The organism is Granulicella aggregans (assembly GCF_014203275.1).
In the GTDB taxonomy this organism is placed as follows: domain Bacteria; phylum Acidobacteriota; class Terriglobia; order Terriglobales; family Acidobacteriaceae; genus Edaphobacter.
Genome location: NZ_JACHIP010000002.1, coordinates 108492 through 134813, shown reverse-complemented (window position 1 = coordinate 134813; position 26322 = coordinate 108492). Strand labels below are relative to the sequence as shown.

The 26322-nt window shown below is 58.5% G+C and carries 20 protein-coding genes; 7 read left to right on the top strand and 13 right to left on the bottom strand.

Annotated features, from left to right (window positions below; translation table 11 throughout):
* Positions 1-42 precede the first annotated feature (42 nt).
* Entirely contained in the window at positions 43-1416 is a 1374-nt protein-coding gene (locus tag HDF16_RS06035) for an O-antigen ligase family protein (RefSeq protein WP_184214542.1), read from the bottom strand.
* Positions 1417-1709: 293 nt separating this feature from the next.
* Between HDF16_RS06035 and HDF16_RS06030 the strand changes: the two genes are divergently transcribed.
* Together HDF16_RS06030 and HDF16_RS06025 are read left to right on the top strand one after the other, a co-directional pair.
* Positions 1710-3146 carry a glycosyltransferase 87 family protein gene (locus HDF16_RS06030; protein WP_221312564.1) on the top strand — a complete coding sequence of 479 codons (1437 nt, stop codon included), beginning with the start codon at positions 1710-1712 and terminating at the stop codon, positions 3144-3146.
* 4 nt (positions 3147-3150) lie between these two features.
* Positions 3151-3870: a glycosyltransferase family 25 protein gene (locus HDF16_RS06025; RefSeq protein WP_184214538.1), complete on the top strand. Its 720-nt coding sequence runs from the start codon at positions 3151-3153 to the stop codon at positions 3868-3870.
* A gap of 3 nt (positions 3871-3873) precedes the next feature.
* Here HDF16_RS06025 and HDF16_RS06020 read toward each other — a convergent pair whose 3' ends face one another.
* From HDF16_RS06020 to HDF16_RS05990, 7 genes are all read right to left on the bottom strand, one after another.
* Positions 3874-6312, bottom strand: a complete 2439-nt coding sequence (locus HDF16_RS06020) for a hypothetical protein (RefSeq protein WP_184214536.1) — start codon at positions 6310-6312, stop codon at positions 3874-3876.
* 233 nt (positions 6313-6545) lie between these two features.
* Complete coding sequence (locus HDF16_RS06015; protein ID WP_184214534.1) at positions 6546-11993, bottom strand: hypothetical protein; 5448 nt, start codon at positions 11991-11993, stop codon at positions 6546-6548.
* Positions 11994-12794: 801 nt separating this feature from the next.
* On the bottom strand, positions 12795-13196 hold the full coding sequence (locus HDF16_RS06010; protein WP_184214532.1) for a DUF2237 family protein: 402 nt from the start codon (positions 13194-13196) through the stop codon (positions 12795-12797).
* Positions 13197-13255: 59 nt separating this feature from the next.
* Positions 13256-14893 (bottom strand): ABC-F family ATP-binding cassette domain-containing protein, encoded by a 1638-nt coding sequence (locus HDF16_RS06005; RefSeq protein ID WP_184214530.1) that lies wholly within the window; start codon positions 14891-14893, stop codon positions 13256-13258.
* Positions 14894-15167: 274 nt separating this feature from the next.
* Positions 15168-15680, bottom strand: coding sequence for a VIT1/CCC1 transporter family protein (locus HDF16_RS06000; RefSeq protein WP_184214528.1), 513 nt, complete (start codon positions 15678-15680; stop codon positions 15168-15170).
* Between the two features lie 108 nt (positions 15681-15788).
* Entirely contained in the window at positions 15789-17360 is a 1572-nt protein-coding gene (locus tag HDF16_RS05995) for a DEAD/DEAH box helicase (protein WP_246408788.1), read from the bottom strand.
* Between the two features lie 380 nt (positions 17361-17740).
* Complete coding sequence (locus HDF16_RS05990) at positions 17741-19012, bottom strand: MFS transporter (protein ID WP_184214526.1); 1272 nt, start codon at positions 19010-19012, stop codon at positions 17741-17743.
* A gap of 180 nt (positions 19013-19192) precedes the next feature.
* On the opposite strand from HDF16_RS05990, the gene HDF16_RS05985 reads away from it, so the two are divergent.
* Complete coding sequence (locus HDF16_RS05985) at positions 19193-19810, top strand: cysteine hydrolase family protein (RefSeq protein WP_221312562.1); 618 nt, start codon at positions 19193-19195, stop codon at positions 19808-19810.
* Positions 19811-19868: 58 nt separating this feature from the next.
* Here HDF16_RS05985 and msrA read toward each other — a convergent pair whose 3' ends face one another.
* Positions 19869-20345: a peptide-methionine (S)-S-oxide reductase MsrA gene (gene msrA, locus HDF16_RS05980; protein ID WP_184214524.1), complete on the bottom strand. Its 477-nt coding sequence runs from the start codon at positions 20343-20345 to the stop codon at positions 19869-19871.
* A gap of 235 nt (positions 20346-20580) precedes the next feature.
* Here msrA and HDF16_RS05975 point away from each other — a divergent pair, with 235 nt between their 5' ends.
* Complete coding sequence (locus HDF16_RS05975) at positions 20581-21357, top strand: hypothetical protein (RefSeq protein WP_184214521.1); 777 nt, start codon at positions 20581-20583, stop codon at positions 21355-21357.
* A 6-nt stretch (positions 21358-21363) separates the two neighbouring features.
* Here HDF16_RS05975 and HDF16_RS05970 read toward each other — a convergent pair whose 3' ends face one another.
* A complete protein-coding gene (locus HDF16_RS05970) occupies positions 21364-22323 on the bottom strand; it encodes a pseudouridine synthase (protein ID WP_184214520.1) in 960 nt (319 codons plus the stop codon).
* Positions 22324-22514: 191 nt separating this feature from the next.
* Here HDF16_RS05970 and HDF16_RS05965 point away from each other — a divergent pair, with 191 nt between their 5' ends.
* From HDF16_RS05965 to HDF16_RS05955, 3 genes are all read left to right on the top strand, one after another.
* A complete protein-coding gene (locus tag HDF16_RS05965) occupies positions 22515-23075 on the top strand; it encodes a PadR family transcriptional regulator (protein WP_184214518.1) in 561 nt (186 codons plus the stop codon).
* 29 nt (positions 23076-23104) lie between these two features.
* On the top strand, positions 23105-23440 hold the full coding sequence (locus HDF16_RS05960; RefSeq protein WP_184214517.1) for a DUF2218 domain-containing protein: 336 nt from the start codon (positions 23105-23107) through the stop codon (positions 23438-23440).
* A gap of 104 nt (positions 23441-23544) precedes the next feature.
* Positions 23545-24237, top strand: coding sequence for an HAD family hydrolase (locus tag HDF16_RS05955; RefSeq protein WP_246408786.1), 693 nt, complete (start codon positions 23545-23547; stop codon positions 24235-24237).
* Between the two features lie 40 nt (positions 24238-24277).
* On the opposite strand, the gene HDF16_RS05950 is transcribed toward HDF16_RS05955, so the two are convergent.
* From HDF16_RS05950 to scpB, 3 genes are all read right to left on the bottom strand, one after another.
* A complete protein-coding gene (locus HDF16_RS05950) occupies positions 24278-24664 on the bottom strand; it encodes a DUF3592 domain-containing protein (RefSeq protein ID WP_221312561.1) in 387 nt (128 codons plus the stop codon).
* 173 nt (positions 24665-24837) lie between these two features.
* Entirely contained in the window at positions 24838-25005 is a 168-nt protein-coding gene (locus tag HDF16_RS05945) for a hypothetical protein (RefSeq protein WP_184214513.1), read from the bottom strand.
* Complete coding sequence (scpB, locus tag HDF16_RS05940; protein WP_246408784.1) at positions 25002-26279, bottom strand: SMC-Scp complex subunit ScpB; 1278 nt, start codon at positions 26277-26279, stop codon at positions 25002-25004. The genes HDF16_RS05945 and scpB overlap by 4 nt, the downstream gene beginning before the upstream one ends.
* Positions 26280-26322 lie beyond the last annotated feature (43 nt).

Sequence of the window (26322 nt, the reverse complement as noted above, 5' to 3'; positions counted from 1 at the left end):
TTCAGACTATGGACCTCTCCATGAAAGCGATCGCAACAGGCATCAAGCAAAAACTCTCTGGAAGGCATACTTTCCCGTAGCGGCGGGTGCTTGAATCTCTTCGACCGAGCGAGTGGGACGGATCGACATGGCCCAGCCAAGCATAAGGAACAGGATTTGCATCATGGGGTCGCCCAGGTACACCGTCGTCAAACTGAAGGCGGATGCGACGATCGCGCCCAATAGGCAGTAACAAAACAGAATGTCCTCACGATTTCGAAGGCTGATACAAAGCTTGATCAATTGCCAGATCGCAAGCAGTTCCATCGATACAAAGAGAAAGACCCCGACGTATCCCTGCCACATCGCTACGCGAATGTACTCGTTGTCGATAGAAGTCTGGTCTTTGCTGTACCCTGTGGTCCCATTGCTGGCGAGCTCTGGAGTTCCCCATCCCCACAATCCGCCCTGGTCGATCAACGGCCTATAGGTTGCAATGAGATTGCGGCGATAGCTTGCATTCAGTTGGTCGCGGTCGGTCGTCTTGGTCTCGTCGACATCGGTGTACTTGTTCAGCGCCACACCAGCGATGGTGATTGCCACGACCAGGCCGCTCACCGCAATGATGGCGGCCCGCCTGCGATCGCGCGAGAAGCCAATCGACGCTACGATCAGACCGAATCCGCAGCCGATCCACGGACCGCGAGACTGCGTCATGAACAGGCCCATACACATGACCAGCGTAAGGTAGAGCGGCTTCCTGCGCGAACGGAAGAACCTCAGAAACTTCGAGGAGTTCCAGCTTCCGGTGCCGAATAACCATAATTGCAGCAGCAGTCCGGTAGAGAAGATCATGCCCGCGGTAATGGCGTGACCGTAGGGACCAGCGATGCGACCGAAGCCCCAGCGCGTCATAATCCCCCATCCGGACGGCTCGTGAGTCAGCCTCTCGACAAACGTCTGGAATGGATTCTTCTCCATTCGGTACTCCCATAGGCTGACAAGGGAGACGACGGCAAGACACAGCACCAGGGTCTTCGCGAACTGCTTTCGCATCCCGGTCTGCTCAATCAGCGTCCGGCCTATGACGTAAGGAAAGAGGGTCTTCGAGACAATGAGGCAAAAAGCGTAGATGGATATCTTCAGGTCGTGCCGGTGGGCATCCGCGTAGAACGCGCTGAAGGTATTGAAGACGACGCACGCGTCCAGCAGCGTGAGCTTCAGCGTCCCATACCAGGCGTAGAGCCCGATCAGCGCCAGGAAGAGCGTGACGACCGACGTGACATTGAGAAATAGTCCCCCCATCCGGAACTGCAGGTACATGGGGATGATCATCATGCACGGCACGTATACCTTCAGCATCACGCGCGCGGCAGGAGATGCGTTGAGCATTCCAATCGCGATCAGGGCCGGAATAAGGATGAGTGCTTGAACCATAATGGGATCAAATTCAGCGGCAAAAAAAGGTTCTCAGTTGCAGGACCACTTCTCCGAGATACGCCGCCGGAGACACTAAGATTCAGTTATAACCCGGCGCTTCAACGCCTTGTACTGCCAATTGGTTGTAGTAGCCTTCAGGTTCACAACGGAAGCCCCGCCGATCTTCCCCAAGCCTGTCAAATGCGACTTTCGTGCGAGCCGGTGATCATCGCTTTCATGCTAGACTGTGCCCTGCTGACGATCTCATTTTACATGGCCGGATGCAGCGCTTAACCTCTTTGCCGACAAACTTGCCGACAAGCTCCAGACGATCCCTATGGCTTGCACGACTCGCCGTCCTTCTGGGAGCGGTCGAGTTTCTTGTTCGCGCTCTCGGCCGTGTTGGTGCGAATTGGCTTAGCGATCTCGCAGCCCCCTATACCAGCTCAACCCTCTGGCTCGCCGGTGCCAATCCCTACAACCCATTCAAGTTCCTCTCCACCTGGCAGACAAGGGGCGGCCCGAACCTTGGCTTGAGCGACTGGGTCTCGGGCACGCATTCTGTTTATCCTCCGCCTACGCTCCTATTGATGGCTCCCTTGGCGCTGCTCCGCTGGAACTCCGCCGTCTATCTCTTCGTGCTGATTGGACTGGTGTTTTACGCGGCTGCGATCTATGGATTGCTGCGCGTCGGCTGGCCGCAGCACAGCTGCTTCGCAAATCTCGCGAAGGAGCCGATGGCCCTGTTCTTTATCGCCTTCGCGCTAGGCTTCGCTCCCGTTCACACCGCATTCCACTCTCTGAACATCGTTCTCATCGCGTCCGGTGCGGCAATGCTCGCAGTCGTCACATCAATTCGTGGCGACGCCATCGCTGCCCGATCCGATGCTGTTCAGGAAGCTCTCGCGAAACCCCGCAGCTTGAGCGTGTCGAAGAGTGCCATCGTCATCGGTATTTGTGTGACTGCCGCGATCCTGCTCAAGCCGACCACCGGCGTCTTTCTTCTGCCGTGGCTCATGCACAATCGCCGCTGGCGTCTGATTGCCGCGATCCTTTTCTCGTGCGGAGTCATCACGGCTCTATCCCTCGCGCCCCTTGTGGCGCATCAGGGAATGTCATGGCTCGCCGATTACCGCGAGAACGTCAGCTTCCTATTTACTCACGGAGGCAATGCCGATGTTTCGCCCCAGAACACCGAAAACACGGATCGCATCGATCTCCAACTGGTAGCTTTTGCCCTGTTCCCGGATCGTACCTTCGCCTCCGCTTCCGCCGCGCTCGTTTATCTCGTGCTGCTTTTTCTCTTCAGCAAGAGAGCAGCGTGGCGCAAGCCAAATGCGATACCGGAACCAGAGATCAGGCATTACGGCCTGCCGTTGCTTGTCGCCGCCGGTTGCCTCGCCCTTGGACTTCTTCCCAGCTACACCCGCATGTATGCAGCAATCGTGCTGCTGCCACTTATTCTCTGGTGCTTCACCCATCTCCATTTCAGCTCCGCGCGGTGGCTCTTGTTCCTGCTGTCGGACTTCCTTCTCAACACCAGCGCGATCGTTAGAAAGTTGGGAGAAACGGTCGGCATCATCGTTCGCTCACCTCGCCTCTGGGATCTCACGCTCGGTGGCCATACCTGTTGGATACTCCTCGCGATTGGCATCGTGCTGCTGTGGGCCATGCGGGAGCAGACCAGCCTTGCGCCGAAAGGCTTGAGCGCTGCCGCCAAAGATGCCGTCCCTGTTCCGCTAAGATGACTCCATGCCCCCGCTAACCGAAAGCTTCGACCTCATCCGGGTGATCAATCTCCCCGACCGCACCGATCGGTACAAAGAAGTCACTCGGCAACTTCGGGCACTCGGACTTGAGTGGAAGCAGGGCAGCGTCGAAATCTACGCCGCGACCAGGCCCACTGAACTAGCCGGCTTTCCATCGCTGGGTGCACACGGATGCTTTATGAGCCACCTCGGTGTCCTGCGCGATGCTCTTAGCCGCGATGTCGAAAGCGTTCTCATCCTCGAAGACGACTGCGATGTTCCCTCCAGTAACTGCGCTGCAGTGGGAGAGGTCGCGCTCGGCCTGAAGCATTGCGACTGGCAGTTTGTTCACCTTGGCCACATCGCGCCTATCCCGCCTCCGCCGTCGGGCTCCAGACCTTCGCTTGTAGAGTTCCCGGGCCATCTCCAAAACCTGCACATGTATGGCGTTCACCGCAGCGCTCTTGCTCCGCTCGTCGAGTATCTCGAGGGCTGCCTGGTGCGGCCACCGGGCGATCCTGTCGGTGGTCCCATGCACGTCGACGGCGCTCTGACCATGTTCCGCGCTGCTCATCCCGAGCTTGTCACTCTCATCGCGCAGCCTTCGCTCGCCGGCCAGCGAAGCTCCCGCAGCGACATCACCTTCGGCGCGTTCGAGTCAGTCCCTGGCCTCCGGCAGGCGATGAGTGTAGCACGCAAGCTCAAGACCGCCCTCAAGCGTTAGGGCTTAGCGCTTTGGGGCACACCCGTGGCTGGGAGCAACTAGTGACGTCATCGAAAAAGGCGGTAGCGTAAGCGATCCCTTGCCCGGAACGAAGTCGTGCTCCACCCGCCCGACGATCTTCACATTTTCCTGACGTTCGTTCGTGTCCGTAATTCTGGCCGAGGTCAGCGTCTCTACAGATACCGTCCCCTGCGGAACGCACGCGCCTTCAAACCCAACGACTCGTGGCGTCGTTCGGCTCAAGTTCAGCAGGATCATGGTGTCGGTCTTGCCGTCGGTAAATGCGAAGGTTTGGAGTTCGTGTACGTGGCTCAGCTCGATCTCGTCGTTGGCGCTCTTCGGCTGGTTCCACATCGGATCGTCTCCGCTGATCGTGGCCCTCAACATCGTCGGGCGTATCGCATGGTTCGCAAGCTGCTGCGCCAGGAACGATGGCCTCACCCGGTTTGTCGGGCCACCCATATCCACCACCACCGCCCACACCGGCGACGCCGCATCCTTGTTCCTTCCTGATGTGTCATTGAAGTGATAGGTTCCGCCTCCAAGCTGGAAGGTGTTTTGCACCTTGATGCCGTCGTCGCGCAGCATCAGAAGCATGTGGTCGATCGACGCGATCCCCGCCCCCACCGACGGCACTACCGAGTCCAGGCTTGCCTGGCTCGCTGTCCCACCTGTCGTCCCGATGTTCGTCTCATACACTGCCAGGTCGACCGGATGCACCGCCGTCGCCACGGCATTCGCCTGCTTATGCACGATACCGGTAGCGGACGTGTCCAGCATTTGCGGCTGCGCAAACATCGGCCCGAAGATGTGTTCGGTGGAACTGTCGTCGCCAAAGAAGGTAAAGGTGTAGGGAGCAATATCTAGAGTATCGATGCCCCTCGCTCGATCGAGGATAGCCTTCGTCAGATAGGTATTTACAACCTGCGCATTTGCGATCAGGTCGAAGTGGCCGCCGGTATATGCCGGGGAGGAACGCACGAGTCCAAACACCTTCGTTGTCCGGTCAGAGTACGCATTGGCATCCGCCATCGACTCCCCGGGCTGGGCGGTGTTCCACGCCTCATTGCCATACTCGAGATGGATCGTCTTGAACGTCTTCGTCCAGGGCTCAGGATGTCCAAGGGATGCTCGCAGAGCACCGTACTTCGTCGAAGGGCCGCCGCCTAGATACTCCATCAGGTTCGAGACGTCCTTGTTCGACCAGCCCATCTGAATCGTGTACCAGGGCTCCGCTCCCAGCTTGTCGCAGAGCACGAGAAAGTCATGCAGTCCGATCGGTATGTCTGTCGCCGTCGAGAAGTACCGGTTATACCCACTGACCTTGCGGCCTGCCTCGGGCGCGAGCATGTTGTCGAGGTTGCTGCCCCAGTTTCCGCCGCTGTCCATGTAGCGCAGCACCCCGGGCTGTAACCGCTGCAATGCTGAGACTACGTCGTTGCGAAACGCAGTCCCGTTCGAGCTTGCCTCACTCAGGCTGACGTCATCGATTAACGCTTCGCCGCCAATCACCGTAATTCCGAACGCGACCGTTCCTACGGCACCGGTGGGCTCATGGGCCTCGAAGGGCAGGGAATACTCCTTCCACTCAGAGGTCAGCGGGGCGTCCAGCCGGAAGATCGGGCCGTTGCCTCCGGGGCGCTCGGCGTAGACATTCAGCGACTTGTTTCCGCTGATGCCCTTCGCTTTGAACCGGACCACGTAAGGTCCTCGCAGTTGGATATAGGACCGCCCTGGCGTCGAGTCGAAGTACTGCTTCAGCGTGGCGCCTTGGTCGCCGCGTGGTGCCTTCAACCGGATGGCCTGCTTGCCTGCGGTATGTGGCGGCAGGTCTTTTGACTCTACTGTGATGGTCGCTCCGCCGATCAACTGAGCATCCCAACCGGCCGTAGCGTAGCCGTCGGTCATCTTGCGCACGACAATATAGTCACCGGCGGCGGGAGCTTTCGCAGCCTGTGCGAACTGGACCACTGCGCCCGCCTGGCTGCTCGCGCCCGTGCTGTGAAGAATCGTGCCGGTCGTCCCGCTGGCCGTTCCTGTGATGACCTCGTAGTTGCCGCCGTCCAGAAATCCCTCTGGCCAGGATCCGTTGTTGGCACCGTCTGTGCAGGAGGTCGCCGTTACCTTGCCGCACGGAATCACCGTCTGCCACTCCAGTCCCTCGAAGCCTGGATTGCGGTCGACAAGATTCTTCATGATCTGTTGCGAATCGTAGAAGTCCTGTCCTCCAAGGTTCATCCCCATCCTCTTCACGTCCTGATGAAGGATGGTCGGGCTCACCTGAATGACCGTCGGGCCCTGCGCCGTCGCTGTCACCGGGGCCGTCACCATCATCGAGGTCAACAGGGGAGCGCGCATCCGGCGCTTAAGCATCCACCAGGCACCCAGCGATGCGACGAGTATGACTCCGATGACGCTGGAATTGATCAGCTTCTTTCTCACATCGCCTCCACGGGCCGGGCAAGCAGGAGCTGTATTAGACTCCGAACTTGTTAGCCCCCACCTCGATACTGACACATGCACGGGTGGTCCCGGTAGCCGACTGCAAGACGTTCACGGAGTCGCCCGCACTACTCTTCCCCATGACGGTAGGAGATTAAAATCGCAGGCCCCCGTCATCTGACGGGGGCCTGCGGGCTGAGTACTTCGGTTGTAGTTGCCAGATCCGCGGGGCACTACTTCGGTGCGGTCGTGACGGTGAGCGGGAGCGTTACCGTTCCGTTATCGTTGAAGGAGAAGAGGTAAACGTAGTAGGTGGTGCCCGGCTGGAGCCCGGTAAAGGTGTAGCTGGGCGCCGTCATGAGATTGTTGTCGTACGGAGTGATATTTCCGTATTGGTTAGTCAATCCGTAGTTGACTCCATTGTGTGCTGGCTGACTAACATTCCAGGATACCACGATAGTTGTAGAAGTCGCAGAAATATTTGGGTTGACGATTGCGAGAGGTGCCAGCATCGCTACGGTCTTCACCCCGGAGATGACGGGGTTCTGAACGCTGATCGCCCGGACTGTTGGCGACACATTGCTTGCTGGCATGGTGAGCACGCCCGCCGGCGAGATCGTGCCGGCGGTCGTGATCCATGTGACTGCTGAAGAGAAGTTGCCCGTGCCATATACCGAAGCAGAGCAGGCTACGTTTGCGTTAGCTAAAGCGGAGGCCGCAGCGCAGGCGACCTTGACCCCGCTGACGGTCGCGGTCGTGTTCGCCGACGTGATGGCTACGGTCGCCACAGCGCTCTTGGTTGCATCCTGCGTGCTGTGGATGGTGATAGTGATGGAACTGCCCTTGGTGGGAATCGTCAATACACCGCCCTGGTTGATGCTCCCTGCGGAGGTCGACCAGGTAACTGCGGAGGAGAAGTTGCCTACGCCTATCGCGGACGAGGTGCAGGTAACGGTGCTACCAGCGGAAGCCGAAGCAGGGCATACGACGCCTACGCTGGAGAGGGCTCCGTTGAGGGAGATCGTAGCTGCGGCCGACTTAGTCGGATCCTGCTTGTTGGTTGCGATGACGGTGACAGTAGACCCTGTGGTAGGCGCCGTGAGGATACCTGCTTGAGTAATGCTGCCCCCAGAGGTAGACCAGGTAACTGCGGAGGAGTAGTTGCCTACGCCTATCGCGGACGAAGTGCAAGCAACGCTGCCGCCCGCTGTCACCGAAGCAGGGCAGTTGATGCCAATGCTGGAGACTACGCTGCTGAGTGTGATCGTCGCCACGCCGGAGATGAGAGGATTCTGCGTGCTGACCGCTCGTACCGTGACTGAGCTTCCAGTCGCGGGTGCCGTCAACACACCGCTCGAAGTGATCGTTCCTGCGGTAGTCGTCCAGGTGATCCCGGAGGAGTAGCTTCCGGTGCCTCTTACTGTCGGGACGCAGGTGAGGGTTCCACCGGCATTCACGCTCGATGCACCGCAGTTCACCGCTACTCCGGTGACGGAGGTTGCAGCACCCGTGGTCGCCGTTATCGTCTTCGACACGGTCTGGTTGTTGACGAACGAGTAGATCACCAGGGTATAGGTGGTTGAGGGCTGCAGTCCGGTAATCGAGTAAGTCGGTGTCTCCGTCAAGGTGGTGTCATACGGAGTGCTGCTGCCCAGAGCCGCAGTGGCTCCGTAAGTAACTCCACTATGAGCGAGGGTGTTCACTGTCCAGCCAACCGTTATGGAATTGGTGGAGGCTGAAGTGACCGGATTGCTGATCACGAGAGGCGAGCTGATGCTGATGGTGCTCGACGAAGATTTGGTGCTGTCCTGTGCGCTGGTCGCGGTAATCGTCGCCGACGTTCCGCTTGCCGGCGCCGTGAAGACTCCGCCCGAGGTGATGGTGCCAGCCGAGGTCGTCCAGTTCACGGCCGAGGAGTAGCTTCCGGTTCCAGTCACAGTCGCTCCGCAGGTCGTTGCCCCGCTCGGCGCCAGTGTGCTCGCAGCGCAGGCTACCGTAAGCTTCGTTACGCTGCTTGACGGTGTTACCGCGATGGTTGCAGTAGCAGACTTGGTTGTGTCCTGCGTGCTGGTGGCCTTCACCGTGACTGAGGTTCCAGTCGTCGGTGCGGTCAACACACCGGCAGCGCTGATGCTTCCTGCCGAGGTCGACCAGGTAACACCCGAGGAATAGCTACCTGTGCCGGTAACGCTGGGAGTGCAGGCCACTGTTGCGCCAGCCGAAACACTGCTGGAGCCGCAGGCGATGGAGACGGCGGTGATGGTTGACTGTCCGGTGAGCGAGATCGTGAGCGACGCCGACTTCGTGGCATCCTGCACGCTGGTCGCCTTCACCGTCACCGAGGTGCCGGTCAGAGGAGGCGTAAGCAGGCCCGTGGTGCTAATGCTTCCGAGCGATGCCGACCAGTTCACGGAGGAGGAGTAGCCGCCAGTTCCGGTTACCGTTGCCGTGCAGCCAACCGTTCCACCGATGCTGAGGCCAAGGACGGAGGGGCAGGCAACCGAAACTCCGGTGACCGTGCTTGACGTGCTGGCTGTGGTTACGGCGTACGTCTTCTCCACAGTCTGGTTATTGATGAACGAGTACACCACCATGTAGTACGTGGTGGCCGGTGTCAGGCCGGTCAGGGTAAGGCTTGGCGTGGTGGACGTGATCGGGCTATAAGGAGTGCTTGAGCCAAGCCCCGAGGTTGTGCCGTAGGTGATGCCACTGTACGCAACCATGTTCAACGGCCAGGAGACCGTGACGGTTGTGCTCGTCACCTTGCTCGAGGGGGTGCCCATGATCAGGACCTGGGACAGCGCGAGAGTGACGGTAGCAGTCTTCGTCGGGTCTTGCGTGCTGGTTGCCTTCAAGGTCATGGTGCTACCAGTCGTCGGCGCGGTGAGCGTGCCGTTGCTAGTGACGCTGCCCGCCGATGCGGCCCAGGTGTAAGCCGAAGAGAAGCTTCCCGTTCCGTTGACTGTAGCTGTGCAGGTGGTTGTGGCACCCTGATTGATTGCAGTCGATGGGCAGGTCGCTGTTACGCCAGTGATGCTGCTATTAGCAATCGAGATCGTTATTTTGACCTTCTGAGTTTTGTCTTGATTGGAGATCACGGTGATTGTCGCTTTTCCATTCGAAGGAATCGAACTTGGAGCGGTGTAATTGCCGTTGCTGTCGATCGTCCCGGTATCGGCTGACCAGCTGACACTGGAGTCATATTTACCCTGACCGACGACGTTCGCGGTGCAGGTCGTTGAGTTGCCCGGAGAGAGCGACGCATTGGCGCAGGTTGCCGTCATGCTTGTGATCTCAATCGGAACAACCGGAGCATCAACACTCACAACGGTCATCGAGAACGGAGCCAAGGTTAGCGTCGAGCTTGTGGTCAGCGTCTGAGACTTCGACGTAATAGCCACATTCTGTGATGTTTCGTTATTCGCGCTAAGGCTCGTCCCGGTCAGCGTGCTGATCGTTGCCGTGCCTAGCGGAGTGTTCAGGCCGGCAAAGTTGACGGGCAGAGCGGTGGTGCGGCTCAGGTTGAACAGAATGATGTTCAGCTTGGTGCCGTCTGTGAAAGCGAAGCTCTGGAGATAGTGTGCCCCCGCCAGGCTGAAGTCGTCATTTATGGTGTAAGCCTGGTTCCATGTCGGGTTCGCTCCGGTCTGCGTTGTCGTTAGCAACGTCGGCAGAATGGCGGAGTTCTCGAGTTGCTCGGACAGAAAGGTCGGTCTGACGCGGTTGGTCGGCCCGCCCATGTCAATCACTCCACCCCAGATCGGTGAGAGCGTTGCGTTCGACCCGCCGGAGCCGATAAAGGGAGCACTCGGGCCGGCCAGAGCAAAGAAGTTCTGATCGGTGATGCCCAGGTCGCGGAGAAGAAGTAACTGGTTGACAGCTGTGGAGAGACCTGCGCCAACGCCAGCTATGTTGGCGTTCACCAGAGCCTGCGAGGCGGTGCCCTGAATGGTGCCCATGTTCTCTTCATAGATGGCTAGCTTGGCTGGCGGATTCGCCGCCGCAGCCAGGACTGCAGACTGATTCAAGATCCCGCCGACCGTGCTGTTCGCCGCTTCGGGCTCAGCGAACATCGGGCCGTAGATCGCTTCGTTCGACGAGACGTCAGAGAGAGTGCCGAACGTGTATGCGGCGACAGTTACCGTGTCATAGTTGGTGCTCGTGGAGAGTGCCTGCTGGGACCACCAGGGATTCGCCTGAAACCCGTCCTGAACCAGATCGAATGCCTTAGCCGAGTAGGACGGAGAGGACTTGGCCGTTGTAAAGATCACGCCCGCCCGCTTGCCGTAAGACAAGGGGTCGGTCATGCTGGCACCCGGGTTTGAGGTGTTCCAGACTTCGTTACCGAACTCAAGATGGATCTTGGGAAACACAGTGGTCCACGGAGCTGTCTGTCCGAGGGCTGCGCGACGCGCTCCGTAAGTCGTGGAGGTCGATCCGCCGAAGTAGTCCATCACGTCGAGCATCTCTTGCGTGGTCATGCCGGTCGGCATCGTAAACCAGGGCTCGGCTCCGATTGTCTGGCAGAGAACAAGATAGTCGTGCAGGCTTAGCGGGATATCGTCGTTTTCGGAGTTATGGTTGCTGTATCCCGCGCGCCGCCGTGCGAAGTCCGGTTGTATCAGGTTGTCAAAGGTGCTGCCCCAGTTCGTACCTGAGTCCATGAACCGCAGAATGCCAGGCTTGAGCTTCTGCAGAGTGGCGACGACCTCGTCACGATAGACGGTGGGGTTGTTTGCGCCAGCAGCCGCCGTGAGGGCTACGTCGTCAATCAGCATGGAGCTGCCTGCAAGGTAAAATTTCAGGGCGACGGTCCCGGGGACATCAATGTCCTTCGCGGTAAATGTGTATTTGTAATCCTGCCAGGATGTGGTCAGTGTCACTACCTGGTCGAAGAAGGTGACGCCCGGACGGCTCATGTTAATCTCTACTTTGTTGCTCCCGCCCGTTCCTTTAGCCCGGAAGGTAATGGTGTAAGTCCCATTCATCTGCAGATATGACACACCCGCGGTGCTGTCCATGTAGCTTGTCACGGAGGCCTGGTCCGAAGTGCCCTGGGTCACACGCAGCGCCTGCTTACCCGGTGTGTTCGGAGAGAGATCGGAGTATTCGGTGGTGAAGGTCGTTCCTGCGGATCCTTGCGGCCACCAGCCCGCTGCCGCGTTGCCGGGAACGGACATGCGTACAACGACATAATCGCCCACCGCTGGTGCTTTGGCGAGGGCGGGAAACTTGATCGTGACACCAGTAGCACCGATTACCGCGGCGGTGCTGCTCTGAACCGTAGTCGTCTGTCCTGTAGCCGCGCCGACGATAAATTCGGCCTGTGCATTTGCCAGAAAATTCGCTGGCCAATAGGTGTAAAGGTCGTCGTCCGTGCAAGTGGTCGCGGTGACGTACTCGCAGTGGATGATCGACTGCCAGATTTCACCTTCGAAGCCAGGGTTGCGGAACGCAAGGTTTCGCATGAACTGCCCGGAGTCATAGAAGTTTTGATTGCCAAGCACCAATCCGATGCGCTTTGCCGTCTTCAGTTTCGGCGTGTCAGTAATGTTGATCGTCGTCGGTGTCGAAGCTGACTGCCCGAATGAGGACGTTGTGGAGCAAATAGCAAATAGCGCAATCGCTATCAAACGACCGTACATAGAGAATGTGTTTTGCTTGAGTCCTGAAATGTGCATGAGGGAGGGCTCCGAAAAAAATTTAGTTAAGGCAGCAGTTACATACTTCAGTGCTTGAATACCGGCTGTTGAACCGGATACATTCATGCATAACGGAAAATGGGGGCCTGCAATTCGGGACCTTCTTAGTCCTCTAAGCGAAATGCTATTTCGGCACGCCGGTAGAGTGAATTGCCGAATAGGCGTATCAAGTCCTACGAAGGTGTTATCGCTCTGTGGTTGATTGCTCAACGCGAAGCTCCTGTCTATCGTCAGATCTCTGGCTATGGGCGAAATGAAAAGTCTTCCTTCAACTGTCGGAACGGGGCGCTGGTATCGGTATCGTGTTTCGACTCTGTTGGACCCGGAGTTTCAAGTTCGGCCAAGCCTTCTAAGGCACACATATAGCCAGTGCTTCACGAGGAGGCTCGCGTTTGAGAGATGTCTGGTTTAGTTATTAATTACAAGGCTAGAGGCGATGGACCACTTCTACAATAGGAAATAAATTCCCAAATATTGAATTTTTGGGGCGTACTAACACGTGGTCGCGACGTTTAAGCCAATGTTTACATCGATTTAACATGCAACTTTCGTTCGGGTGCCAGGCGCGGAGTACAGGGAACGGTAAAGTTCAGGGGATTGATTTGTCCTCTGTATCGGCGAAGATCGATCAGGCATGAACACCCTTACACGCGGTTCGGCCACACTGAAGTACCCGGCGTTTCCCGATGTGGGCATACAGGTCGGCATCTGACGCCAAGGCCTCAGTTAGAGGTCAGCGTGCCTCCGCCAGCAGGGATTCTTCCAGCCATTTATTGGAACTTAGTGAAGACGATCAGGAATGACGCCGTACTGGATCAGTAGCTCGAAGGGAACAATACGCAGCGTGTCCTCGTGCGTCGCCTCGAGCACGACCGGACATCCTGCGCCCGCCTGCTGCACCTGCAGCCACCGCGCCGCGCACACGCACCATCGATCTCCGGGCTTCAGCCCAGGAAATCCATAGGCCGGCATCGGGGTTGACAGATCGTTGCCCAGCGCCTTCGAGGCCGCAAGGAACTTCGCATCCACCACGCAACAGATGGTATGAACTCCGAGATCATCCGGGCCAGTCTCACAGCATCCCGTCCGATAGAAGCCCGTCATCGGCTCGCAGCCACAGGTCGAGAGTGGTTGGCCGAGCACGTTTTTGCCTGGAGCTTTAGTCGGCTCACTGATTGCCATGATAAAGACCTCGTATATCCTTGCCCGTCGGCTATAGCCGACGGGAACTTCTGATCGAACTACTTCGAGGCCATTGCAAGCTGCTGCTGGTATTCCTCGTAAGGTCCCTTATGGTCGGTGATGCGGAAGTCTGTTGGGCCGCCCTCAAAATGCCAGATGCGTGTCCCTGCTTCTTCGATCAGGTCCTGGTCATGCGTCACCAGGAAGACCGTGCCCTCGTACTTCTGAATCGCCTGGTTCAGAGCATTGATGCTCTCGAGATCAAGGTGATTCGTTGGCTCGTCCAGTACCAGCACGTTCGGCTTCTGCAGCATGATCTTGCAGAACAGCAGCCGTGCAGCCTCGCCTCCCGATAACGCATCGGTTTTCTTGAGTCCCTCTTCGCCCTTGAACAGCATCTGGCCGAGAATGCCGCGAATATCTTCCTTGGTCGCTTGCGGATCAAACTGGTGCAGCCAGTCAGATGCCGTCATGCCCAGTTGGATCGATCCCTTGTGGTCCTGCGCGAAGTAGCCGATCTGCGCCTCATGTCCCCACTTCACCGAGCCCGAGTCGATCGAAACATCCTTCTCGTCAATGCCAGGTCCGTTCGCCAGCAGAGCCTTTAGCAGCGTTGTCTTACCCTGGCCGTTGCGGCCCATCAGGATGACCTTATCTCCGCGAGAGATGGAGGCGGAGAAGTCGTTGATGACGTGCTCGACCTTGCCGTCTTTCTGCTCGTAGCTCTTGTTCACGTGCTCGAACTCCAGCACGTTCTTGCCCGAGGGCCGCTCCATCTTGAACGCGATGTACGGACGCGCGATGTTCGAGCGCGCCAGTTCGCTCGTCGCCAGCCGCTCGACTTCCTTCTTACGCGAGTTCACCTGGCTTGAACGCGTACCGGCGGAGAACCGCGCGATGAAGTCGTTCAACTGCGCGATCTTCTTCTCGCGCTGTTCGTTCTGCGATTCAATACGCGTGCGGACGCTGGTCTTCTGAAAGACCATGTCATCGTAGCCGCCGTTGTAGGTGATGATCGTCTCGTAGTCGATGTCGGCGATGTGCGTACACACGTTGTTCAGGAAGTGACGATCATGCGAGATCGTGATCACGGTCCCGTTGTAGCGGATCAGAAAGTCCTGCAGCCAGTGGATCGATTCGAGGTCAAGATAGTTCGTCGGCTCGTCCAGCAGCAGCGCCTGCGGATTACCGAAGAGCGCCTGCGCCAGCAGGACACGCACCTTCTGGCCACCCTGGAGCTCCGACATCTTGCGATCGTGCAGCTCGTCGGGAATGTCGAGTCCCTGCAGTAACACTGCTGCATTCGCCTCGGCTTCGTAGCCGTCTTCGTCGCCTACGGTGCCTTCGAGCTCGCCCAACCGTGACCCGTCTTCGTCGGTCATCTCGGCCTTGTTGTAGATGATCTCGCGCTCTTCAAGCGCCGCCCACAAAGCCTTGTTGCCCATGATGACGGTGTCTATCACGCGATACGCATCGAAGGCGTACTGATCCTGCGAAAGCACACCAATTTTGCGCGGACGGACGACCGTGCCCTTCTGCGGGTCGATCTCGCCCGTCAGACACTTCATGAAGGTAGACTTGCCTGCGCCGTTCGGCCCGGTGAGGCCGTAGCGCCGTCCGGTCGTGAAAGTGACCGACACATCCTCGAAGAGAAGCTTCGAGCCATACCGCATAGTGACATTTGAGACAGAGATCATGAGGATTCTTCCTGGGTTCGTAACAAGATGGGTTGGCCCGTAGGCCTAATGTCTAGTTTATGGGATTCGCGAGCTGACGTTCGAGAAAAGAGTCGAAAAATGGCACGGTAAACGCAGTATCTCCATAAGAGGGACTGTAGATCATCTCTTTCCGGATGAGCGTTGCGCGTAACGGTCTCACAGAGGTTAATTTGACAGCGCTATTTTCTGCCGATCCGATGACGAGCGAGGTTCTGCAAGAAGTTCGTAGAACCTCATAAACTCTCTAGAACTGCTACGACTGCCCAATAAGAACGCCCGCAGCAAACACCAGACCGCCGCCCACGATCACCTGCAGGCATGAAAGCGCAAAGCTGGTCTTGAAATACCGGTGTCGGATCAGCGCAATGACGACTAGTTCAATCCCAACGACTGCGTAAGCCCAGGTCAACGCCGTGTGGACGTTGGGGATGAGAAAGGGAAGCGTGTGCAGAAATCCGCCAAGAAAGGTCATCAACCCGGTAACGATCCCGCGAAACACCGGATTTCCCCGTCCTGTAAGTTCGCCGTCATCCGATAGACCCTCGGAAAAGGCCATCGATATTCCTGCCCCGACCGCCGATGCCAGCCCGATGAGGAAGACGGTTCGGGAGTTGTGCGTTGCAAAGGCAGTCGCGAAGATCGGCGCAAGCGTCGACACCGATCCGTCCATCAACCCGGCAAGTCCGGGCTGCACGATCCGGAGAACAAAGCTTTTATCGTCACCGATGATCTCGGTGAGTTCGCTGATACCAGGAATGTCGGACATAGAAGAAGTGTAAGTCCAAATCCTCCTAGGCAATGAAAAACCGCTCCGGTCCTACGCTGGTTGGCGTGAGGGACGGAGCGGTTTCAATGCAATCGGGTAAAACTGGGCTTATTGGCCGCGACGAGCTGGGCCAGAGCGGCTGCTGCCACCCGGACGTCCGCTACCCCCGCCGTTGGACGAGCGGCCGAAGTTGCTCGGACCACGTCCGCCGGAGTTGCGTCCGCCGGCGAATCCGCCGCCGCCGCTACCAGAACGGCTGCGACCGCCATTTGAGTTGCCGTAGCTGTTGGTCGGGGTGGTCATCGGAGTGACAGGCTCGTTGCCCTTCCAGGAACGAGTCTCCATCTGCATCAGGTCGGCCGGTCCACGCGAGGTGAGATCGACAGGCTTGTTGCGCTCTTCCTTTTCGAGGTTCTTGTCGGCCTCGCGCCATTCAAACTTGATCTTCAACTCGCGCTCCAGCTTGCGGGCATCAGACTTCTCCTGCGGCATAACGAAGGTCGTTGCAACGCCCTTCTTGCCCGCGCGGCCAGTACGGCCAATGCGGTGGACGAAGTCGTCAGAAGCGTTGGGCAAGTCGTAGTTCACTACGTGGGCGATGTCGTTCACGTCGATACCGCGAGCGGCCACGTCGGTAGCGACGAGAACGCGGTGCTTGCCGTTTGCGAAGCCCTTCAGGGCGGCAGTGCGCTGCGACTGCGAGCGGTCGCCGTGGATCACGTCTGCATCATGGCCAAGCTTTTCGAGCTTCTTCGAGATGCGATCGGCACCATGCTTGGTGCGCGAGAAGACGAGGAACGTTCCCTCTTCCTGGCGCAGCATCTGGTCCAGCAGGCCGAGCTTCTGGTCCTGCATCACGGTGTAGACGCGAAGCTCAACACGGTCTGAAGGCTTCGAGGTCGTACCAATCTCGATGCGAACCGGCTTGTTGACGTAGTCGCGAACGATCTCGCGGATGTTTGCGTCCAGTGTGGCCGAGTAGCACATCGTCTGGCGGGTCTTCGGGATCGCGCCAACGATGCGGCGGATGGCGGGAAGGAAGCCCATGTCGAGCATGCGATCGACTTCGTCAAGAACGAACATTTCGACGCTGCTCAGGTTGACCGAACGGCGGCGAAGGAAGTCCTCAAGACGGCCAGGGGTCGCAACGACGAGACGAGGGCCGCGATCGAGCTGGTCGAGCTGCGTGTTCTCGGAGAGACCACCGCAGACCAGGACGGCATCGCCCTTCGAGTTCGGGACGAGCTTGTTGTAAGCCTCAAGGACCTGCATGGCGAGCTCACGCGTCGGCAGCAGGATCAGGGAACGGATCGGGCCGCGCTTGCCGCGCGTGCTTGGAACCGAGTTGGCGTCCATGCGTTCGATCATCGGGATCAGGAAGCTGAGCGTCTTGCCGGTGCCGGTTGAGGCAGTGGCAAGAATGTCTGCACCTTCAAGCGCCGGCGGAATGGCCTTGGCCTGTACCGGGGTCGGGGTGCTGAAGCCGGCAGCCGTAAGGCGGCTCTTCAGTGAGTCGGAGATGTTGAAGTCGGTGAAGCGAACATCGGCAACGAGCGGCATGCCGGTAGGGGAGACCGCAGACTCTGCTGTGGCGCCATTGTTTGAAGGGGTGTTGTTCTGAGAGAGGTTCTGAGGAGCGGCAGTCGCTTCCATCTGTGGTTCTAGAGTTGCAGTAGTCAAGATAATCCTTATCGTTAGGTCGTTCTGGCTGGTCATACCACTCGGGGCACACGACAATCGTCGTAGCTCTTTCAAGCGGCGTACCAGACGGATCAGGCCATATGGCCCAGGTATGCAGTCATGGACTTACTTTTTCAGCATTGCTGTACCGGGAAGGTGAAGCGCTGCTGCTGCACGGCGAGACTCGTCCGATGACGAGGCCTCCAGCCAGAGCATCCAGCGCGGCTTCTGAGCGTTCAAGCTCTTATTAGAAGGTCTGCGGTGGGTAGGGCGGTTCGCAGTCTCTGGCCAGAATCCAAATCCATTCGGAGTCTTTGCCTGCGATGCCCGCGCCGTTTTTGACCAGCGCAATAAAAGAATAGCACAGATCGGGCTCGATGTTACAGCTCTGCGTCGAGGACTATTCGCTTTCGTCCCATTGCCTGCGATCCGACCCACACCGCCACGCACAGCGCGACCAATAAATTTCCCGCAGCATCGAGCGCTGGAACGCCCTTCGGCCCAAGCATGCCGAAGCCCCAGCCCTCGACTTTGGTCATATAGACCACCGGTAGATTGCCGAGGGAGACCAGGATCGTATATCGGCTGCTCGCGCTCTGACCTGCCGCGCCCAGCGTGTACATCACCACGCCAAGAAAAAAGGCATAGCAGAGTCCCGTCGTCAACAGGTAGAAGCCGACTCCAAGAAAGTAGACCATAGGGGTCATCGGCGCGAGCGCAAGATAGATCCCCGAGAGGGAGCATGCAAATCCAGCGGCACCATAGGCGATGCGGCGGTCCCAATGGGCCGGAACGATCACCGCTGCAAACGCTCCCAGCATCATCAGCACGCCGCCCAGCAGCCCGTTCAGCAACATCACTCCGTGCTCGGAAACCTGATAGTCCTTGGCCATGGCAGCAAACAGGCTCTGCGCGGAGCCCGAACCTACCGGCGAGACCAGCAGCAGAAGCCCCGGCAGCGACTTCCACGAAAACAGCGTCTCGCGAATCTCTCGTCCCATCGTTCGGCAGGTCTTCAGCAACTCTTTTGTAGCTGTCTCAGGTGCCGGCTCGGGAATGGTCAACGCGATCGTTGCTGGAAGCGCAACCATCAACGCCGCAATCGTTCCCGCGACTGGCAGTGGCATGCGTTTTGAGAAATACAGCAGCGCGGCCCCGCCCAGTGCGGATGCTGTGAGCATCCCCCCCTGCATCCATGCCGCGCCTTTTGCCTTGCCCTGCTCATCCAGCGTCGTCGCTAGAATGCCGCCGCCAGCGGCTGTGGTCAGCAGGTTCAGGCAGAATCCTCCGAAGAGCAGGCTGGTCGCCAGTTCGGTGTGACGGGGAAGCAGCAGAATCGAAGTAAACAGAGCCGCTCCGCTCAGAGCGGCGAAGACGATCATCCACGTCCGGCGACGCAGCCAGAAGTCAACCACCGGGCTCCATAGAAAATAGAGCGCCATGGGCAGCAGGACAAAGGCCACCATCGATCCGATCCGATCGACCGTGTATCCCATCTGGCGGAGCAGGTAGGGCAACGGAGTTTGGATATATCCCTGAAAGATGCCGAAGGGCAGGGGCATCAGCACAAAGATCCAGGGCTGCGGCCATCTCCGCGCAGCCGCCGGGACTTTGGCCACATCGCTCTCTTCACTGGCAGGGACTTCGAGCATCGCGGGGACCTCCAGTGAAAGCTCTAAAATGCTCGGCGTGCAGCGTTTATACCATCACAGGTGCCGGTCTCTGGAACGGCTTTGGCGAATGTTGATCGCCGGAATAGAGAACTCCAATGCCACGAAATCACCGTGGTAGCATCGACAAAAATTCAACAGGATGCTGGTCGGGAGAAAAACATGAAGCAGGAAATGATCGTCGGCAAAGTAGCCCTCATTGTGATCGACATACAGAAGGCACCAGGGCCGCCGGGTGAGGCATCCATCCCGCTGATGGGACCGGGTGACACGATGATCGCAAATGCTCGCGAACTCATCGCGGCTGCTCGGGAGGCCGATGTTCCGGTTGTCTTCATCCAGGAGGTCCATCGTCCGAACCTGATCGACTTTGGCCGGGAACTTGACGGCGTCGAGGGAGTCCACTGCCTCGAAGACTATCCGCTGACCGCCATCTCCGACGAGATCGGCTTCCGCCCCGAATCCGACTACTGGATCAAGAAGCGGCGCTACTCCGCATTCTTTGGCACCGAGTTCGCGATCCTTATGAAAGGTCTGAAGGCCGAGACATTGATCCTCATCGGCGGCTTGACCGATGTTTGCGTTCACTACACTTTTGTCGATGCCCACCAGAGCGACTTCTACACCCGAGTCGTCGAAGACTGCGTCATCGGCTCATCGTTCGAGGCCCATAATGCATCCCTGGCGGCGATGGAGTACCTGCAGACGGGTGCCCGGCGCTCGACCGACGAGATTCTGGCGGCCTTCGCGGCAATGAAGCCTGAACTTGTTATGGCTTAAAGGCAAAACCCCGTTTGCCTGTATTTTCCCAGCAAACGGGGCACTTCGAAGATAAATTCTAGATGTGGCAGCTCGCCATGCCGCGCTTTTCCAGATACCGCTGGTGATACTCCTCGGCCTTCCAGAAGGTCGTCGAGGGGAGTACCTGGGTCGCCACCCGTTGGCGGTACGCCCCGGATGCGTTCAGGTCGGCGATCTTGGAGCAGGCGACACGATACTGCTCTTCGCTATTCGTGAAGATGACGCTTCGATACTGCGATCCCCAGTCCGGCCCTTGCCGGTTGATCTGGGTAGGATCGTGAAGCGAGAAGAAGGTGTCCAGAAGCGTCTCATAGTTGAGCCGCGACGGATCAAAGGTGACTTCGACCACCTCGGCGTGGCCGGTTCGGTCGGTACAGACTTCCTTGTAGGTCGGGTGTTCGAGCTCCCCACCTTCGTATCCAACGGCGGTATCCAAAACTCCAGACATTTCGCCAAAACGGGCTTCTACACCCCAAAAACAACCTGCTCCAAAGACTGCCTTTTCAATTGCCACGGGTGCTGCTCCTGTTCTCTATGGAAAGGCTTTGTTGCCTGACTCTGATTGGATGCCGGCGACGCAAATTTGTCATCGGGCGAAGCGTGAAATCTTCTGTGAAAAGCTGGAGTAGATTCCTCCACTCGATAGACCTCCGTCAAGCGGTTGAAGAGATTTATCTACTCTTGTCGTAGGAAATCCTCTTCGGAAGGTGACGTGGTAGACTTCGCGCGCACTTTCCAAGGAGGTTTTGATGCGACCGAAAAGTATGTTGCTCGCCCTGTTCCTGGCGACGACCGGTGCAGCCGTGGCCCAAGATCCATTTGTGGGAACTTGGGTGTACAGCTCTCAAAAGAGTCCCAAGCCTACGATCACGTATGGAATTAAGGATCTCGGCGGCGATCGCTATGCGTTGACGGGAAGCACCGGAGAGACGACCGAGATCAAAGCGGATGGCGTGTCGATCAAGTCCCCCTCAGGGGCAACTGTCTCATTCAAGAAGGTGAACGACCACACCTGGCAGATGGACAGAGTGCAGGGGCAAACCATGGTTCGGACCTATACGGTCTCCGCCGACGACAAAAACCTGGTGCTGTTGGACGTGTTCACTGGGCCGGATGGCGGCCACGAGAAGACGACCACCACTTACGCGCGAACGGGGCCGGGCAAGAGCATCTATGGCGAATGGAAGTCGATCTCTCTGGAGGAAGAAGTCTCCGGCGAACAGAGTTTCACCATCGAGCCTTACGGTAAGACGGGTATCACCATAACGTCTGCTGCAAATAAGCACCGGACCGACCTGGAACTCGACGGAGTGCAGCATCCCGATAAGAATTCGGAATCGGCCAAGGTCGAAACGACATCAGGAAGCCGAGTGAGCGCACGCCACATCCACATGGAAGATCAGGTGAATGGTAAGCCTGATAGCGCAGAAGAGTACGAGGTCTCCGAAGATGGCAAGACCTTGACGATGGTCAGCACGGCGCTGAAGACTTCCGCGAAGTTTACAACCGTTTGGGACAAGAAGTAGGGCCTGCTAGCTGGGCCGACGGGACGGCCTGGTGTTTGACGCAAAGGTCCGCCGCGGCGGGGCGGTTCGCTTTTTTACCGGTGCCTTGAGCTGCGCAAACTCCGGAAGATTCTTCTTGGGGACGACCTTCTTGCCGCTGGCAGCGCGGGAGAGCGCCATCACCTCGCCCGGCTTCAGTTCGCGGAACTCGCCCGGCGGCACATCGAGGCGAAGGGCGCCGTAGCCGATACGGCGGATCTTTTCGACGTGGTGGCCGATCTCCTCAAACATCTTGCGGAGCTGGCGGTTACGGCCTTCGGTGAGCGTGAGTTGATACCAGGGGTTATCGCCTCCACGAACGAGTTCGATCTGGGCGGGAGCGGTGATGATGCGGTCGCGGCGTCCGGCGCGGACCTCGTCAAGACGGCCACGGTCGATCATGATGCCGCGACGAATCTGGTCGATGGCGGAGTCGGGCGGAACTCCCGAAACCTTGACGAGATAGGTCTTTTCGACTCCGGCTGCAGCCTTCGAGAGCGAGTTTGCCAGTTCGCCGTCGTTGGTCATCAGCAACAAACCTTCGGACAGGTAGTCGAGGCGGCCGACCGGGTAGAGGCGGACGTTGTCGCCGTGTGGGCCGGACTTCGGCGCCGACATCAGGTCCATGACCGTCGGGCGCTTCTGCGGATCGGTCAGGGTGGTGACATATCCGCGTGGCTTGTTGAGCATGTAGTAGCGCTGCTCTTCGGGGCCTTTGAGAAGTTTGCCGTCGACGCGGATGTGGTCGCGGCTGGCGTCCGCGCGGGTGCCGAGTTCGGTGATCGTGGTGCCGTTTACCTGGACGCGGCCTTCAAGAATGATCTCCTCGGCCTTGCGGCGGCTGGCGATGCCGGCTTTGGCAAGGATCTTCTGGAGACGGTCGCCCGTGGGCGCGTCGGGTTCTTCGGGCTTGATTTTGGAAGTGGGTGTATTGGGGGACTTCGGCATAGTTTCCAGCTTTCTGACTGCGGAGAAGCTCGTCGCGGTCGGGCGGTACTTCTTCCAGTGTATCGGTTCGCGGAGTTCCGAGCGGAAAATCTGATTTCCAGCAAGTCGAGGAAAGTTCTTGCATCCAGATACACTTTCGATATATCTATTACTCAGATATATCGAAAGTGTATCTGGAGAGAAGGTTGATTATGTTTGAACATTTTGGATTTGGAAAATTCGGTGCTGGTTTTCGAGGATTTGGCCATGGAGAGGGGCATCACGGCTTCGGCGGTCGGCACTGGGGTGGCGGACGAGGATTTGGCAGGCCGTTCGATCATGGCGAGCTGAAGCTGGTGATTCTGGCGCTGATTGCGGAGAAGCCGCGGCATGGGTACGAGATCATTAAGGCGATCGAGGAGCAGTTTGGCGGAAGCTATACGCCGAGTCCGGGCGTGGTGTATCCGACGTTAACGATGCTCGAGGAGATCGGATTTGCGACGGTTGCCGAGGCTTCTGGCAAAAAGTCTTACACCGTGACTGACGAGGGAAGAGCCTATCTCGAGTCGAATAAGGGTTCCGCAAATGCGGCTATGGGGCGGATGCGCGAGCGCGGCGGGGGATCGGGCAGAGCGCCGCAGCTGGTCCGGGCTGTACACAACCTGAAGATGGCTTTACGGATGCGGCAACAGAGCGGTCCGATGACGGAGGAGCAGCTCCAGAAGATTGTGGCGGCGATTGACGCGGCTGCGGTGGCGATCGAACGGAGCTGATGAACAGTACGAACGAAAGGATTATCACGATGATTACGGACATTTCGACGTTGACGAAGATCTCTGAGGGGCGCGTAGCCACCGAGAACGCAAGCAGCTATCTCCGGAAGCTTTGCCAGCACTGGGCGCATAAGTTCCCGGTGAAGTATGACGACACGCACGGAAAGATCGACCTGGCTGCGGGCAAGTGCATCTTGTTTGCGGATGCTGCCGGGCTGACCGTGAAGCTGATGATGCCGGAGGATGGCGACGAGCTGCGGTTGCAGCAGGTGGTGGAGGAGCACATCAAACGGTTTGCGTTCAAGGAGACTCTGGAGTTTGCCTGGGGGCCTGTGGCGGCTGAGTCGTCGATGTCAAAGAGCTAAGCTGGCCGGCTCCGCTTAGCGCTGGGCTCACAGGTTTCCTAAGAAAGAGTAGCTACGTACAGCCGGGCCGTCATAACGAACATCCATGACGTAGCGAACAGGATTTGACGCTGTTTGCCGCGGGGGACGTTTTGGTCAAGGCTGTGTTGTGCGATATCGATGGAACGTTAGTGGAGAGTAACTGGCTTCATGCGGCGGCGTGGCGGGACGCTTTCTCCGTGATCGACGTGGACGTCGACCTTGAGGAGGCGCGACGGCAGATCGGCAAAGGTGGGCACGAACTTATCCCCGTCTTCGTGCCGTGGTGGAAGCGGAAGGTTGTTGAAGAGCCGCTGAAGGCCTATCGCAAGCTCATCTTTGAGATGAACTATCTCGATCAGGTCGAACCATTTCCCAAGGCTCGGGAGCTGCTTGTGCGGATGAAGGAGATCGGGATTCGGGTCTCGCTGGCGTCGTCAGCTGGGCAGGAGCAGCTTGAGGCTTATAAAAAGATAGCCAACATCGACGATGTCGTGGAAGAGACGACTTCAGCCGACGATGCGGACCGGGCGAAGCCGCATCCGGACATCTTCGAGGCCACGCTGAAGAAGCTGAAGCTGCGGCCACGAGATGTGCTGGCGCTAGGTGACACTCCCTACGATGCGGAGGCTGCTGGCAAGGCTGAGATCTGGACAGTAGGCGTGACGACCGGCGGATGGAGCCGGGAAGAGCTAATGCACGCAGGATGCGTCGAGGTCTATAAGGATGTGGCGGAGTTGCTGGAGAACCTGGAGACCAGCGCGTTTTGCCGGTTCTAGCCTTGGGATGGTCCTATGTCTTCCTGCGGTGGTCTTCGGCTTAGTGAATGAAGAAGCTTGTGATGGAGAAGCTCAGACCGAGACCAGCGCAGATAACTGTTGCGAGCCAAAGCTGAATGAAGGTGTCGATCGTCGCGCGCTCTGGCCTTGCGGGATCGTAAAGAACACGGACGGTCTGCCCTTTTCGAAAGGTGTGTGCTTTCGTTGCCGTGTTGGACACGACGACAATTTCGGTTCCGTCTTCGGTCGTGAAGGTGAACCTTGGCTTGGAAGAGAGCGAACCCTCTTTGTCAGCCAGAATCGTTCCTGAAGCGGTTTTTGACGACGCCAGGAATTTGCGCGTGGACCTGTAAAGGAAGACTGAGATTCCGAGCATGGCTAAGCCAGGCAATAAAGTGATGAGCTGGATTTCGTTGGGATTTTCCATCGCTCAGAACTCTAACATTGAATCGTGAGTGCGGTTAGGCGCGGGCATCGAGGATGCCCTTGGACGTGAGCTCAATTGTGGCAAAAGGGTTCAGGCGGCAGGAGGGATGTGTGGGGTTCGTCGGGATCCTTCGCTTCGCTCAGGATGACGACAGCCTGAGAAGATTGCGGGTGCTAGAGCTTGTTGGTGTCGATGGCAGGCGGCTTCTGGTGGCCTTGCTCGATTGGCTTGAGGGGCTGGTCGGGAGCAAACTCGTTGTCGCCCTCGGGAGTGGCGACGGTCTTGCAGAGGGCTAGCGAGTCTTCCGGCTTGTTTGCTGGAGGCTGAGAAGAGGTTGTCATTTCGCCTCCTGTGCTTCGGCGGCCTCTTCTTCAGCCTCTTCCTTTTGCAGCTCGGCATCCATCGCTGGGGAGTCAAAAGGAGCTTCTTCGCCAGGGTCCTGGTCGGGGGGCATATCGTACTGCGGTGGAAGTCCGGAGATGCGGCCGTCTACGATTGCCTCGTCTGCTGCGGTTTCGGCGGGCACGCCTGCGGAGGATTCGTCGGAGCCATCGAGTGGGATGCTATCGCCGTCGGACTGAGGCTCGACTTCACTCTTCTCGGCTTCCAGATCGTTCGGTGACTCGGGAATGTTAGTCGACTGCTCTATGGACGACATGGGAATCTCCTCCTGGACCGGCTCGACATCAGCGAGCTCGCCGGCCATCTTCTCAAACTCTTCGATGCTGGGAAGCTCGGAGACGTCTTTCAAGCCGAAGCGGAGGAGGAAGTCGCGAGTGGTCTTGTAGAGGATGGGGCGGCCGATGACCTGCTTGCGGCCCGCGGTGGTGATGAGCTTGCGGGCCATCAAAGAACCAAGGACGCCGCCGGAGTCGACTCCTCGGATCTCTGAGATCTCTGGGGCGGTGACGGGCTGCTTGTAGGCGACGACGGCAAGGGTCTCGAGCGCCTGGAGAGAGAGCTTGAGCGGCGGTTTAAGGCTCTTCACGAAGCCGCGGACGGCGTCGTGGTACTCGGGCTTGGTGGCGAGGCGATAGCCACCGGCGACCTCGCGGATTTCCAGGCCGCGGGCGGAGGTGGTGTAGTCGGCGATGAGCTCGTCGAGGATGGAGCGGAAGTAGTCGCGGAGGCGGCGCTCGCGGGCCTTTTCGTCCTGTTTGGAGATGCTCGCGGACTTTGGCGCTTCAGGCGCGGCGGCGGCATCAGCCTGCGCTTCGGCTGCTGGCGGAGCCTCGGTCTCGGGATGCTCGTAGACGGGAGAATCTGCGGTCGGTTCGGGCTCCTGCGAGGGGGCGGTCTCTTCGGGCTCAGGCTCGGTAGCCGTGGGCTTCTCCGGTACGGACTCCGGCTCAACGGCTGGCTCGGGGGCGGTTTCGCCTTCGATGTCAGCTTCCGGGAGCGGAGAGGTCTCGGCGGCGGTCGGCTCCGCTTCGAGATCAGCCGATGGTTCGCCATCGAGGGCGAGAGACTGCTGGGCGGAGTCAAGGTGGTCGAGCTCGGCCTGGGCCTCCTGACCGAGGAGGCCAGTGAGCTGGGCCAGGGTTACCGGTTCTTCGGACGCGTAGATTACAGCTTCGATCTTTGCTTTAAGGCTCATGATGTCAGGTGTAAGCATACCAACCCTGCAGGGGTGGGTGGTTTCAAGGGAGGTCTTAGGT

What these genes read in the sequence shown, in the direction of transcription:
- HDF16_RS06035 (WP_184214542.1), bottom strand. Translation starts at nt 1,416, where the DNA reads ATGGTTCAAGCACTCATCCTTATTCCGGCCCTGATCGCGATTGGAATG.
- HDF16_RS06025 (WP_184214538.1), top strand. Translation starts at nt 3,151, where the DNA reads ATGCCCCCGCTAACCGAAAGCTTCGACCTCATCCGGGTGATCAATCTC.
- HDF16_RS06015 (WP_184214534.1), bottom strand. Translation starts at nt 11,993, where the DNA reads ATGCACATTTCAGGACTCAAGCAAAACACATTCTCTATGTACGGTCGT.
- HDF16_RS06010 (WP_184214532.1), bottom strand. Translation starts at nt 13,196, where the DNA reads ATGGCAATCAGTGAGCCGACTAAAGCTCCAGGCAAAAACGTGCTCGGC.
- HDF16_RS06005 (WP_184214530.1), bottom strand. Translation starts at nt 14,893, where the DNA reads ATGATCTCTGTCTCAAATGTCACTATGCGGTATGGCTCGAAGCTTCTC.
- HDF16_RS06000 (WP_184214528.1), bottom strand. Translation starts at nt 15,680, where the DNA reads ATGTCCGACATTCCTGGTATCAGCGAACTCACCGAGATCATCGGTGAC.
- HDF16_RS05990 (WP_184214526.1), bottom strand. Translation starts at nt 19,012, where the DNA reads ATGCTCGAAGTCCCTGCCAGTGAAGAGAGCGATGTGGCCAAAGTCCCG.
- HDF16_RS05985 (WP_221312562.1), top strand. Translation starts at nt 19,193, where the DNA reads ATGAAGCAGGAAATGATCGTCGGCAAAGTAGCCCTCATTGTGATCGAC.
- HDF16_RS05975 (WP_184214521.1), top strand. Translation starts at nt 20,581, where the DNA reads ATGCGACCGAAAAGTATGTTGCTCGCCCTGTTCCTGGCGACGACCGGT.
- HDF16_RS05970 (WP_184214520.1), bottom strand. Translation starts at nt 22,323, where the DNA reads ATGCCGAAGTCCCCCAATACACCCACTTCCAAAATCAAGCCCGAAGAA.
- HDF16_RS05965 (WP_184214518.1), top strand. Translation starts at nt 22,515, where the DNA reads ATGTTTGAACATTTTGGATTTGGAAAATTCGGTGCTGGTTTTCGAGGA.
- HDF16_RS05960 (WP_184214517.1), top strand. Translation starts at nt 23,105, where the DNA reads ATGATTACGGACATTTCGACGTTGACGAAGATCTCTGAGGGGCGCGTA.
- HDF16_RS05950 (WP_221312561.1), bottom strand. Translation starts at nt 24,664, where the DNA reads ATGGAAAATCCCAACGAAATCCAGCTCATCACTTTATTGCCTGGCTTA.
- HDF16_RS05945 (WP_184214513.1), bottom strand. Translation starts at nt 25,005, where the DNA reads ATGACAACCTCTTCTCAGCCTCCAGCAAACAAGCCGGAAGACTCGCTA.
- scpB (WP_246408784.1), bottom strand. Translation starts at nt 26,279, where the DNA reads ATGCTTACACCTGACATCATGAGCCTTAAAGCAAAGATCGAAGCTGTA.